Source organism: Armatimonadota bacterium, assembly GCA_039679645.1.
Taxonomy (GTDB): domain Bacteria; phylum Armatimonadota; class UBA5829; order UBA5829; family UBA5829; genus UBA5829.
The window spans coordinates 25215-37347 of sequence record JBDKUO010000052.1 but is presented as its reverse complement, the minus strand read 5'-3'; the positions used below and the strand labels follow the sequence as shown (position 1 = coordinate 37347).

Sequence of the window (12133 nt, the reverse complement as noted above, 5' to 3'; positions counted from 1 at the left end):
TTTATTGGGGTAGATTTTCCACTTTTTTGCATTTGCGCTTCGTTCCACACGCTCAGAGCTTGGGGTTTCCACTTTCTTTGAACCAACAGATTTGAGATCAGTTCCAGCTATCGCAATTGCCTCGTTTGGAATGCCCATTTTAATGAGTGAGGAAGGACGGAAAACATTGAGATAGGAGATAAGGGTGCATACCCGCCGTATGGCGGGCATGCAAACAAGAGGAGGATTCACATTCAAATAGCATCGCTGATGTTGGCGCACAGCAGCTTGGCAGGCTCCTTGTAAGAATCATATTTCGCCAGATCCTCGACTGCATTACCTTTATCATCCGGCGGGACCATCACCTTGACCTTACCAAACGACTCTGCACCGTATACATCCACAGCCTTGAAAGAGACAACGTATACACGTCCGTCCGACGCTCGCTTTTCACTGCCTGGATCACACTCACCACGAAGCCACACACTCGACCCGTCCATACAGACCGCATCCGGAGCAAGATCACCCTTGCCCAGACCGCTCACCGGCTCATCCTGCTCGACTCTGGTGATCTCAATTTCGAACTCATCTCCCTCGGGATCATATACTCCTTCAATGCCTACAGGCTCCAGTGTGTGATCCCTCTTGAGTATCTTTGCCACCGATGGCCAAGCATTCTCCACTTTCGGAGCAAGGTTTACACCCTCAATATGGAGCCCATGCAGAATAGGCGAAGCATCACCATTGCCGTCGAATGTGACCATTACTTCCATATAACGGCCCTCGGACACGGAGAACTTGATGCCGCTTGCAACCGGCACGAATTGCTCACCGCTGAGCATTGCCGGATCATCTGCCGTGCGCACCTGCACCCCAATCGAGCCGCCGATATTCTGGCCGTCCCAGTCAATTATGCCCCACCCGGCTCCCTGGATTTCACTGTCTACGAGCATCCGCCATGTGCCCTGCGGACAGACACCGTTTTTGGTGGAGCAGGCAGTAAACGATGTGGAAGAGTGTATCCAGGCTTCCGTGTCAACATTATTGAGCACTTCTTCGGAATCGACATTTATCTTGACAACACTTCCGTTCGCCTCGCACATTACCCACAGATAACCGTCGTTATCCGTACTCAGCATTGTCGGCTCGTTGCCGACCGGTATGCGTGTCAGCAGACTGCCGTCCTGGCCCGATAGACATATCACATTCCCCGTATCCGGACAGGCAGCCCAGAGATCGCCGTTCTTGTCAAGCGCTATACCGGAATAGCCGCCATCGTCTGTTTCAGAGGTATTCCATGTGCCGTTTTCCGTATCGAACTCGACCAGACCACCGTTCAAATTGGATATCCACAGCTTGCCGTTCTCGCCCTTGCAGGCACTTGCCGGAAGGCAGTTGTCGAGCCTGTATGAAGCCGCCAGAGCACACGTCACCGTGTTGACCCGGCAGAGCGTCCCCTGATCACGGCTGACAACCCACATGGAACTGTCGTCGCCGGCAATAATCGACGTCGGTCTGCCGACAAGATCAACATGAGCCAGTATCTCACCCGTTTCCGGGTTCATCTTTACGGCCTCGGCATCACTTTTAAGCGTGACCCAGAGATATCCGCTGTTGTCAAACGCAATACTCGATGGGCTTGCGCCCTTGCCGCCGACATTGAAGACCGGGCCGACACAATCGTCCGTTTTCCAGGGCATGGTCTCGGACGCGCTGATTCGCCCATCAGCATTTGCATCACAAGATGTGACCGAAAAGCCGTCGTGATTTGAGTCTGAACGTACTGCCGAGATGCGTACCACCTTACCGGTTGAACCGGGGTCCGCGCAGGCCACATAAGCGTTTCCCTTGGAATCGACCGCCACCGCGCACGGGTTCCAGCCACCGTTTGCCGGGCCGATCTGATAACGCGCCGTTTCACGCCCAGTCCGGGCATCTATACGCGTAATGGTATTTGCGGACGGGCTTGGAACCCACAAAAACGGAATGCTCATCTTACAATCATTGAGCCTGAGCCCGCCTAGAGAAGAAAAGTAGCTGATATTGTCGTGAAATCCTGCTGCAAGGTCATCCGACCCTACAAAGTCTCTTTCGTATACGCCCCACGCTGCACTCGCGGATATCATCATGACAGCCGCAAGAGCAAGTGCGACGCACACGGCTCGTCGCATCTGCAACATTTTGATTGCCCCCAATCCTAGCATGTATGGTTTTGTCGTCAAGGAATATATGCCATGCTCCTTTATCGCGGCGGGCTGTCAGGAATACCAGTATTGCACCCAGAGCGTTAGGACTAACGCATCTAAATTGGATTTGCCCTGTTTTTGGCCTCTGCGGTTAAAACCGCGGCTAGAAAAGCACGAAGTGTCCCTTCGTACACTGGAATACCAGTCGGCGAGGGCCGACTTTGTGTATTTTTTAGTCGCAAGACCACTAGGCCTGTAATCACAAATTTTGAGCTGTTACTGCTTGACAGGCCGCCTATATGGTGCTACGATATTGCGTTTCGTGCCACCCAACATACTGCACGACAGTAAGGAAAATATGAGCATGGCAAAAAGAGCTGTTGTTATTGTTGTTATGATATTGATTGCTTCGGCGTTATGCTGCAATGCGAACACTATATGGGACTACGAGGCGGTAGACACAAACGGTATCGGGACCAATCCGCTGGTGGCCGGGTTTTCCGGCGGCAGTTTTTCCGTTCCTGAAGAGATGGTGACCGTAGAGGGTGTGGCTCTTGCCGGTTACAACGAGATCGTCGATCCTGACGGCCCGGTCGGATACAGCACGTATTACACGGCATTTCTCCAGGATACGACAAGCGACCGCGGCGGCATTCAGATCTGGGCCGGATCATGGTTCTACGGCAACCTTTGGTCGGCGTATCGGCAAAGCTATTACATAAACTTTCAGGCAGGTGACAGGCTTCGGGTCACCGGCTATCTGGCAGATGCGCACAGGGGCAAGGTTGTGATCAACCATCTGCACACGGCCAACCCTTCGTATGCGTTTACAGTCGAAGTGCTGGACCATCCGGGCCTGCCCGAGCCTGCGCTCATAACAAAAGTATCTGACTGCAATTATTTCGATCAGAGCCGGGCAGGCGGAGGAGAATATTACCAGACCAGATATGTGCGGCTCTACGGCGTTCATGTAACAAGCGGCACGTGGACAAGCGGGCAGCAGCTTACCATAGGTGACTCGACCGGAGATGTAGGCATGCTCCTCTCGACAGTAGGAGACTTCAGCGGGTGCGCAAACCTGAAAGGCTCGCTGAGTGTGACCGGTATATTCGACCAGGAGGATACGAGCGTACCTTGCACATCCAACTACCGCGTCTGGGTTAAAAATAGTTCGGATATCGCGCTCGCAAGAGTGGTCTCGCGAGTATTTGACGACTGCTTCTACGTTCAGGAAGAGGGCAGGCAGAGCGGGATCAAGGTGATCGGCAGTTTCGACGTTCATCCGGGCGACAGGGTAGCTCTGCAGGGCACGTTTACGTCAGAAGGCCGTGAGCAGGTCATGGATGCGACCGCGTGCCCGGTCGTATACTCTGGGGATGCGCCGAAGCCTATTGGTATCAATGGACGCACGCTGTCTGCGGATAAAGGGCTGAGTGTGTCCGGAATCCTGGTGCGGTGCTGCGGAACGCTCGGCCAGTCAATAGGAGACGGCAACTATGATTTCACGACTGATAATGGCGACACGATCAGGCTCACCAAGGCCACCGGCATAACAGCTCAAGAGGGAGACTTTGTAGCTGTGAATGCCATTGCTTCATTGGAGGGTGATGGAGTTACGCCGAAGCTGATACTCGGCGATCCGAATGACTTGGCTGTGATGCATCATCCATCGACCACTATTGCAAATTAGCTGAGAGTAGAAAGTGCAAAACCCTGGAGAGTCCGCAAAAGCCTTTACTTTGATTGAGCTGCTTGTAGTGATCGCGATAATCGCTGTAATGGCTGGCATGCTGCTGCCCGTTTTGTCCGGCGCACGGCTCAGGTCGAAGATAGTGAGCGTGCATTCAGACCTGAGGCAGTTCGGTATAGCTATCGAGATGTATAAAGAAGACCGAGGCGGGTATCCGTTTGCGCGGCTCTCATGCTCGGAAAACCAGGAGATCGACTATTACGAAATGCCTCGCGAACTGTATACCATGGGTTATATTCCGGCGCATCGAATACTCGATCCGTTCAACCAGGAAACAAACGGTGATCTCGACGATAAGCGGCGCACGTATAAATACGTGGTGATCGGCTGGCAGTATTCTAACAATTTCAAGGTCCCCGGCGGTATGTGGATCCCCGGTAACTATCCCACGAGCACAAAAAGCTGTTACTATTATTATGAGGAGAAGGGCAAGAGCCTGCGAATCGGAACCACTCTAAAGCCGGAGGCAGTTCAAGCGCCCGTAAAGTGGGCCGTGTGGAGCGTAGGACCCGGCGGTGACCCGGGCTGGACACAGTCAAGCGCGCTGATGCAGCCTGTGCCGAAAAGCGAATGGTATCCGTATAACCCAAAAGGCGTTATCGTTCACCTCAGTGATGGAAGGACTTCCCCTTAATGAAGTATCGAGCACGAGATTTGAGTATAGGCGGACTCTTCGGCGCGCTGGGCGTTGCCGTTCCGATTCTGTTTCATATGGTAAATATGGGCATGGTCTTCTTGCCCATGCATCTGCCGGTTTTGATATGCGGGCTGTATGTATCGGCCCCGGTGGCATTTGCAGTCGGAGTGGTGACACCGCTGATATCATCTGCGATAACGGGCATGCCGCCATTGATCCCGACAGGTGTGCTTATGCCGCTGGAATTGGGTGTGCTGGCGGGTTCGGCAAGTCTGTTCAGCCGAAAGCTTAAGCTGCCGGTGATACTCTCGGTCATGCTTGCAATGACAGCGGCACGGCTGGTGGGAGGACTTGAACGAGTAATAATTGCTCCTATGATGGGTCTGCAGCAGGGATTTGTCGCATACCTGGCATTTTCTGTAATCGAAAGCTGGCCGGGAATTGCACTGCAGCTTGTTGTTGCGCCGATTGTGGTCAGAGTCCTCAAAACAAAGCGCAATTGCTAATCGTGACTTGTCTATCCAGTTGCGCCCTCACCCCAACCCTCTCCCCCAGGAGAGGGAGCAGGTCGGCGTTTCAAATCAAACAGGCAAATAATCAATATAAAATACAATATACGAAATCAGAGGGAGAATATATAATGCAGGAATTTGCTGATCTTGAGCTGGCAAAGAGGTTTCATGGCCACATGGGGCCGAACCTGGTAATTGGGATAAAGATGGGCAATTATGCTGTCAAGACATTGGGAATAAGCAATCACTTTGGGATCGATGTGGAGGTGCATTGTCCGGGCAAGCCGCCTGTGTCATGCATGATAGACGGAATACAGCTCTCCACGGGCGCGACCATGGGCAAGACAAACATCAGACATATCATAAGCGATGATGTGGTGAAGGCCGTGTTTAGAAATACTGAGAGTGGCACTACAGTTACGCTTGCTCCGGCGGATAGTATAGGCGCACGGTCGCTGGCATGGTATAACGAAGTAGGCGAAGATGAGGCATCGGCTAGAGTGTGGAAGCTGTCTGACGACCAAGTGTTTGTGGTATGCGAGAGCAAGTAAAAGCATCCGGTTGGATAGTGCGCATTCACCCGTATGTGCGGGTCTACTGCGCGCTGGCCTTGATAATAGCCGCGGCAGCGGTGCCCCACCCTGCCCAAGTATTGGTCATAGGCATGCCGATCATCGTGCTTGCTGTCTCATCGTCTCTATCATGGCGACGGTGGACCGCCGGGCTGTTTGCTGCCATATCACTTATAGCAGGGCTGATGGTTCTGTCGATATTATCGGGTATGTCAATTGCATCAGCCGAATTTGATCGGATGGGATTGTTCGTTGCCAGGTGTTTACTTGCATTCGCATGCTCATCGGCGCTGTTTCAAACGACAAGCCATATGGATATCTGCAAGGCGCTGGAATATATCAGAGTCCCGGCTCTGTTTACAGTAATCGCAGGACAGATATTTCGGTGGTTTGAACTCGTCCATCAAGAAACTCAAAGGATGAATACCGCCCGCGTGCTGCGCGGCGGCGATAGAAAGAGCCGGATCGGCCAGCTAAGAGACATTGCGGCGCTCCTGGGAAGCCTGATGATTCGGTCATTTTCACGCGCTGAGAGAGTCGCATCGGCAATGGAGTGCAGGGGATTCAATGGGCGCCTGCCGCGCTCTATCATGTCGGCCCCACATATGCTTGACTATGCGCCACTTGCAATTACTTTAGCCTATATCCTGGTGTCTTTGGTGGCGATATGAGATCAAACGCGGTATCCGTCCATAACCTCAGTGTAAGATATCCCGACGGCAGGCAGGGCATTAAAAATGTCTCCTTTGAGATAGAGCGAGGCGAATCCGTCGCGATACTGGGGGCCAATGGCGCGGGAAAAAGCACGCTGCTGCTTGCGCTGGTCGGTGTCCTGAGTGGGACTGGAGAGATCGAGATTGCGGGTATACCGGCTAACAGTAAGTCTCTGAGTGAAGTCCGGATGGCGGCTCAGTTGGTGTTTCAAGACCCTAATGACCAGTTGTTTTCGCCGGTCATCAAGGACGACATTGCCTACGGTCCGATAAACTTCGGTGTGCCTGCCGATGAGATACAAGGGATTGTGACGCAGAGCCTGGAAGCTGTAGGGCTTAAGGGATTTGAAGAACGTGAACCGCACAAAATGAGCCTGGGCGAAAAAAAGAGGGCCGCCATCGCGTCGGCAATTGCATGCCGGCCTGAGATATTGCTCATGGACGAGCCGAGCGCAGGACTTGATCCACGCGGAGCCAGGCTTCTAGCTGGTCTTTTGAACAAACTCGACTGCACGAAATTGATTTCCACGCACGATTTGACCTTTGCAAATACGGTTTGCACGCGGGCGATAGTTATGTCCGAGGGCGCAATTGCCGCTATCGGCTCCACGCAGGACATACTATCCGACGAATCACTGATGTCTGCATGCGGGCTTAAGTAATTTTGAGCATTAGGCATAAATAATCAATACAAAATACTAAATACTAAATCAGATGGCGCCCTCACCCTAACCCTCTCCCCCAGGAGAGGGAACAGATACTGCGGCACAGAAACCCATTCGGTAAAAATACACAAAAACAATAATAAATACGCGTGATGCGAATTAGATTGAGCGTAAATAGCGCCATTTTTCAGTCGGCGGAGGCCGACTTCGTGTCTTTGTTGCCGCGACTTCAGTCGCCTGGCGGTTAAAACCGCGGCTACAACCACACAAAGTCCCCCTACGGGGACTAGAATCGTAAATTAATCCGCATCAGGCGTAATAAATATAAAGTACTAATTATAAAATCAGCTCCACTCTCAACTACTTCTTCGACACCCATTCCAGATACTGTGCCGGATAAAACCGCCACGGCTCGTGAATGGCCTGCTTGATTCCTATGCGCGGGCGAGTAATGATTTGCCCGACATCGGTATGGTCATCGATCACGTAGAATCTATCGCCGAGCAGGTCTTCGCCATTAAGATCGGGGCCAATTGACATAGCCTGGGTCAGCTTTCCTGGGCCGCTGCAGAGGTCATGAGGGTTGTCTTTGCCTCGATTGCGCATCATGATCTCTATACCCTCAAGCGGCATAAGCGACCTTATCAGGACAGCCTCGCCGACGCCTTTGGGCTGGGTCACGAAGTTCATGCAGTAGTGAAAGCCGTAGGTGAAGTAAACATAAGCATGCCCCGGCTCGCCGAACATTGCGGCGTTGCGTTTAGTCATGCCCCTGGATGCATGACACGCCGGATCATCGCACAAATATGCCTCTGTCTCCACAATCCGGCCCGACAACACGCACTCATTCGTCACATGCACAAGCACTTTGCCGAGACACGCACGAGCAACAGTTACAGTCTCTTGAAGATAGAACTCGCGGGGAAGCTTATTAGATAACAACTGCCTGACCTGCAAAAATACCCCGGAAACCGGGGTATTTCATTTAATATTTTATATTTCATATTTAGTATTGGATATTTGGGTTTATAGTTCCTTCTTGCACAGATACCAGTCCACGTATTCATAACCCTCGGCAGCGCGCTTCTCTGCACCTTCCGAGGTAGTAGGCGGGGGCACAACCACCTTATCGCCCGGTTTCCAGTTTGCCGGAGTCGCTACGCCGTATTTATCTGTCGTCTGTAAAGCATCTACAAGCCGAAGGACCTCATCTATGTTACGACCATTGGACATTGGGTAGTAGAGCATTGCGCGAGTTATGCCCTTGTCATCGATTATAAATACCGCCCTCACGGTAGATGTAGTCGATGACTGACCGTGCAGCATACCGTAAGTCTGCGCCACTTTCATATCCAGATCGGCAATCACCGGAAATGGGACCTCGACCCTCAGCTTGTCCTTTATATTGCGGGTCCAGGCAAGGTGTGAGAAAACGCTGTCGATAGACAGGCCAATGAGCTGGACGTTTCGCTTGACGAACTCATCGTTCATCTGAGCAAATGCGACAAACTCCGTGGTGCAAACAGGCGTAAAATCGGACGGGTGCGAGAACATCACCACCCATTTGCCCAGAAAATCCGAGAGTTTGAGTTTACCGTGAGTCGTTATTGCTTCCCATTCCGGGGCAGGATCACCTATAAGCGGGTGTTTACAGACATTTTCCATTTCTTCTTCCATAACAAGCTCCTATCATAGTGTACTAAACTTCCATCGGGTACGGCCAGGCTGAGATGCCGCCGTCCATGAATTTGACGTTCTTGAAACCCTCGCCGTCGAGAATGCGCTGGGCCTCATAGCCGCGAATGCTGACTTTGCAGAACGTCACTATTTGAGTGTCCTTAGGCAGTTCGCCTGATCGCTCGCGGAGTTTACCTAACGGTATATTGACAACTCTCGGGTTCTTTAAACTCATCGCTTCAACTTCTATCGGCCCGCGAACGTCCAACAGCACGAAATCCTCACCTGCGTCAATCATACTTTTGACCTGCATCGGTGTAACGGAATGAGCAAGGTTATTTATCTTGTTGTCGATCACATTGGCTGCGTGCTGGAGTATATCGACCGCAGAAGAAAACGGCGGAGCATATGCCAGATCAAGCTCGGATATGTCGCGATATGTCCCGCCGAAAGAGAGCAGCGTCGCCATGACATCCACTCTCTTGGCCACATCGCCTGTCCCTACCGCCTGCATACCCAGGACTTTGCCTGACTTTGGATCGGCAAGGAGTTTTACGATCATCGGGCGCGATGTAGGATAATAATGAGCGCGGTCAGGGCCTGGCGTAAGAGCAGTTACGTACGGCATACCCAGCCTTATGCAATCTTTTTCAGAAAGCCCGACACGGCCTGCATTGAAGTCGAAAGCCTTAAATATCACGGTGCCCAGCACACCGTCAAAAGTGGAATTGCCCCCGGTGATGTTATCGCCTATAATCCTGCCGTGCTTATTGGCCGTGGAACCCAGCGGCACGTATGCGGATTTGCCCGTAATACGGTTCCAAGTTTCGGCACAGTCGCCGCCGGCGTAGATATTGGAGTCGTTCGTCTGCAGGCGCTCATTGACTTTGATGGCGCCTGTCTCGCCGATATCGAGTCCGGCATCTTTTGCCAGCTTAACATTAGGGCGGACGCCTATAGCGACCAGAACCATTTGAGTATCGACTTCGCCCTTATCGGTGATCACACGACTCACCTGCCCGGTATCATCAGCTTCCATGCCAAGCACTTTTGTGCCCGTCATCACATTGACACCTTTGCCCTTAATATGCTTCTCAAGGTGCGCTGCAAGCTCGGCATCGAGAAAGACAGGGACCAGCGTATCCATCATCTCGATCATAGTGACAGATATACCGCGAGACGTCAGAGCCTCGGCGACTTCCATGCCTATCAGCCCGGCTCCTATTATCACGGCATGCCTGCAGCCGTCTGTGGTCCACTTTTTGATGTTCTCGGCGTCTGTCGGGTGGTTGAGTCTGAAGACTCCATTGAGGTCGATACCGGGAAACGGCGGCATGACGGAGTCGGCTCCGGTAGCCAGAACGAGTTTGTCATAGGCGACCTCACTCTTCTCGCCGGTCTCGAGAAATACTACCTCCACCACTCTTTTCTTGCGATCAATGCGTTCTGCCAGTGTTCTGCTCATTACGTCTATCGCCTTGACGTTTTTGAAGAATGCGGCGTCTCGGATTACTCCCGCGCCAGCGCTCATAAGCTCGTCTGCAGTCTCTATCTTGCCCTCGATATAATACGGCAGGCCGCAGCCCGCATACGACAGGAGTTCGCCGCGCTCGATTATGGTGATATCGGCATGCGGGTCACGCCTGCGCGCTCTTGCCGCCGCCTTGGGGCCGCAGGCCACCCCGCCTATGACGACTATACGATATCGTGCCATCACTACCTCCAACTACTAATGCAAATACGTAGGTAGTTTTACCCAAATAGATGAGCTTGATAACTTAATTGAGGAAGAAATCTTGAGGATTTTACTTTGCAGATGGCCTGCGGTATACGGTAAATATGATCGTCAGAGATGCAACAATCATTGCGATGCTGACCCACTGAGCCTGAGTTAGCCCCAGGATCCACACCTGGGCGGAATATCCCTTTCTCAGGAACTCGACGAGGAATCTGTAGACTCCATACAGCCCGAGGTAGCTCACAAAGACGAAACCATTTGCGCGCCTGAGCTTTTCAAGCTGAGTGAGAAGTGCAAATATGAGCAGGTTCGCTATAGTCGCATAAATCTGAGTGGGATGCGACGGAGGTGTGAGTGTGCCGTTTTCAAGAAACCGCACGCCCCATGGCAGGCTCGTCGGGCAGCCGTAGCAGCAGCCGTTGAGGAAGCAGCCGATACGGGTAAATGCGTAAGCGATTGCAAGAGACGGAGCGAGCAGATCTGCGTACTGCAAAAACGAGAGCTTCGTGCGTTTGGTAAAGATATAGGCCGCAAGCACGGCGAAAAACACGCCGCCGTGAAAGCTCAACCCGCCTTCCCACACGGCGAAAAACCGGCTGAAGCTCTCCGTCCGCAGGTTCAGAAGAATATATACCAGGCGCGAACCTATGACACCGCTCAGGAGCACGACCAGAGCAAGGTCATAGATCCGGTCCGTGTTTATATCGCGCTTCTTTGCGACATATGTGGCTCTCCACAGCCCGAGTGAGAAACCTACGACCATCATCAGGCCGTAGGCTCGAATGGGAAGCCCGAATATTGTAAATAGTGTTGAATGCATAATTTCAAGAATTAAGAGTTATGGGTTATGAGTTTGCTTTTCTACAACATATACGTGATAAAACAGGAAAATCGCTCCCAGGACTATGGCGACATCGGCGAAGTTGAATGTCGGCCAGGCGTGCACTTGACCTCTGACTGATACATACACACTGACAAAGTCGGTGACCCCTCTTGAGGCAAACACGACTCTATCTATGAGATTGCCGACAGCGCCGCCCATAAGCAGCCCCAGTCCTATGACCAGACTCTTTGAGGTAAGGCCGTTTCTGCCGAGGCGGACAATCGCATATATGGCTACAAGAGCCGCAATGATAAACAGCGGCGCCCAGTTTGGAAGAACACCAAACGCAGCACCGCGATTATATGTCAAATCTAAATTTAACAGGCCGGGGATCACTGTAAACACACTACCGGCTGCCAGAAAATGGCGCGCAAGAAGCTTTGTGACCTGGTCAACAACAACCGTCGCGAACGCAATCAAATAAAACAATACGGCTTTCTTTGTGGTCAAATTATCTTCTCTCAAGTGTCGCCTGACAGTCGATACAGAGCGTCGCGTATGGGATCGCCCTCAATCTATCAGGATGGATGGGATTCCCGCATCTGTCGCAGTTGCCATATGATCCGACTTCTATCTTTTTGAGAGCATCGTCGATCTTTTCAAGAATATCCTTGAAGCTCTCGTCAATGGCTTGATCCTTCGTGCGCTCATACGTATCGCTCGCAGCATCCGCCGGGTGATTGTCATAATCAGACAGCTCGTTGCTTTCCTCAGCAGTGCTCGCGCTCATCGCCCGATGTTCGAGTGTTATTCGATCCTGTTCCTTCAAAAGAAGTTTCTTGTACTTCTGCAGATCCAGTTTATGCTCCATCGTAATCTCT

The 12133-nt window shown here is 52.1% G+C and carries 13 protein-coding genes; 6 read left to right on the top strand and 7 right to left on the bottom strand.

Going from position 1 to position 12133, the window contains the following annotated elements; all coding sequences use genetic code 11:
* Positions 1–233 precede the first annotated feature (233 nt).
* The gene (locus ABFD83_10790) at positions 234–2159 is read right to left on the bottom strand and encodes a hypothetical protein (protein MEN6357554.1); all 1926 of its coding nucleotides are present in this window, start codon (positions 2157–2159) and stop codon (positions 234–236) included.
* A 370-nt stretch (positions 2160–2529) separates the two neighbouring features.
* Between ABFD83_10790 and ABFD83_10785 the strand changes: the two genes are divergently transcribed.
* The 6 genes from ABFD83_10785 (at position 2530) to ABFD83_10760 (ending at position 7011) form a co-directional block, all read left to right on the top strand.
* Entirely contained in the window at positions 2530–3855 is a 1326-nt protein-coding gene (locus ABFD83_10785; GenBank protein ID MEN6357553.1) for a hypothetical protein, read from the top strand.
* Between the two features lie 13 nt (positions 3856–3868).
* Positions 3869–4549 (top strand): type II secretion system protein, encoded by a 681-nt coding sequence (locus tag ABFD83_10780; protein ID MEN6357552.1) that lies wholly within the window; start codon positions 3869–3871, stop codon positions 4547–4549.
* Positions 4549–5058: an ECF transporter S component gene (locus ABFD83_10775; protein MEN6357551.1), complete on the top strand. Its 510-nt coding sequence runs from the start codon at positions 4549–4551 to the stop codon at positions 5056–5058. The genes ABFD83_10780 and ABFD83_10775 overlap by 1 nt, the downstream gene beginning before the upstream one ends.
* Positions 5059–5192: 134 nt before the next feature.
* The gene (locus ABFD83_10770; GenBank protein ID MEN6357550.1) at positions 5193–5615 is read left to right on the top strand and encodes a formylmethanofuran dehydrogenase subunit E family protein; all 423 of its coding nucleotides are present in this window, start codon (positions 5193–5195) and stop codon (positions 5613–5615) included.
* Positions 5600–6307 (top strand): energy-coupling factor transporter transmembrane component T, encoded by a 708-nt coding sequence (locus ABFD83_10765; protein ID MEN6357549.1) that lies wholly within the window; start codon positions 5600–5602, stop codon positions 6305–6307. The genes ABFD83_10770 and ABFD83_10765 overlap by 16 nt, the downstream gene beginning before the upstream one ends.
* Positions 6304–7011 carry an ABC transporter ATP-binding protein gene (locus tag ABFD83_10760; protein ID MEN6357548.1) on the top strand — a complete coding sequence of 236 codons (708 nt, stop codon included), beginning with the start codon at positions 6304–6306 and terminating at the stop codon, positions 7009–7011. Before ABFD83_10765 ends, ABFD83_10760 begins: the two co-directional genes overlap by 4 nt.
* A 363-nt stretch (positions 7012–7374) precedes the next feature.
* Here the strand turns inward: ABFD83_10760 and ABFD83_10755 are convergent, their stop codons facing one another.
* The 6 genes from ABFD83_10755 to ABFD83_10730 all read right to left on the bottom strand — a co-directional run bounded on the left by ABFD83_10755 (position 7375) and on the right by ABFD83_10730 (position 12123).
* Entirely contained in the window at positions 7375–7956 is a 582-nt protein-coding gene (locus tag ABFD83_10755) for a DNA-3-methyladenine glycosylase (protein ID MEN6357547.1), read from the bottom strand.
* An 84-nt stretch (positions 7957–8040) separates the two neighbouring features.
* Positions 8041–8691, bottom strand: coding sequence for a peroxiredoxin (locus tag ABFD83_10750; GenBank protein ID MEN6357546.1), 651 nt, complete (start codon positions 8689–8691; stop codon positions 8041–8043).
* 22 nt (positions 8692–8713) lie between these two features.
* On the bottom strand, positions 8714–10405 hold the full coding sequence (locus tag ABFD83_10745; protein ID MEN6357545.1) for an FAD-dependent oxidoreductase: 1692 nt from the start codon (positions 10403–10405) through the stop codon (positions 8714–8716).
* Positions 10406–10496: 91 nt separating this feature from the next.
* Positions 10497–11249 (bottom strand): prolipoprotein diacylglyceryl transferase, encoded by a 753-nt coding sequence (gene lgt, locus ABFD83_10740; protein ID MEN6357544.1) that lies wholly within the window; start codon positions 11247–11249, stop codon positions 10497–10499.
* An 18-nt stretch (positions 11250–11267) separates the two neighbouring features.
* Positions 11268–11762: a signal peptidase II gene (gene lspA, locus ABFD83_10735; GenBank protein ID MEN6357543.1), complete on the bottom strand. Its 495-nt coding sequence runs from the start codon at positions 11760–11762 to the stop codon at positions 11268–11270.
* Position 11763: 1 nt separating this feature from the next.
* Positions 11764–12123, bottom strand: a complete 360-nt coding sequence (locus ABFD83_10730) for a TraR/DksA C4-type zinc finger protein (protein ID MEN6357542.1) — start codon at positions 12121–12123, stop codon at positions 11764–11766.
* Positions 12124–12133: the final 10 nt, after the last annotated feature.

Coding starts and splice junctions, on each gene's coding strand:
- ABFD83_10745 (MEN6357545.1), bottom strand. CDS start 10,405: ATGGCACGATATCGTATAGTCGTCATAGGCGGGGTGGCCTGCGGCCCC.
- ABFD83_10760 (MEN6357548.1), top strand. CDS start 6,304: ATGAGATCAAACGCGGTATCCGTCCATAACCTCAGTGTAAGATATCCC.
- ABFD83_10730 (MEN6357542.1), bottom strand. CDS start 12,123: ATGGAGCATAAACTGGATCTGCAGAAGTACAAGAAACTTCTTTTGAAG.
- lgt (MEN6357544.1), bottom strand. CDS start 11,249: ATGCATTCAACACTATTTACAATATTCGGGCTTCCCATTCGAGCCTAC.
- ABFD83_10790 (MEN6357554.1), bottom strand. CDS start 2,159: ATGTTGCAGATGCGACGAGCCGTGTGCGTCGCACTTGCTCTTGCGGCT.
- ABFD83_10775 (MEN6357551.1), top strand. CDS start 4,549: ATGAAGTATCGAGCACGAGATTTGAGTATAGGCGGACTCTTCGGCGCG.
- ABFD83_10765 (MEN6357549.1), top strand. CDS start 5,600: ATGCGAGAGCAAGTAAAAGCATCCGGTTGGATAGTGCGCATTCACCCG.
- ABFD83_10750 (MEN6357546.1), bottom strand. CDS start 8,691: ATGGAAGAAGAAATGGAAAATGTCTGTAAACACCCGCTTATAGGTGAT.
- ABFD83_10785 (MEN6357553.1), top strand. CDS start 2,530: ATGGCAAAAAGAGCTGTTGTTATTGTTGTTATGATATTGATTGCTTCG.
- ABFD83_10770 (MEN6357550.1), top strand. CDS start 5,193: ATGCAGGAATTTGCTGATCTTGAGCTGGCAAAGAGGTTTCATGGCCAC.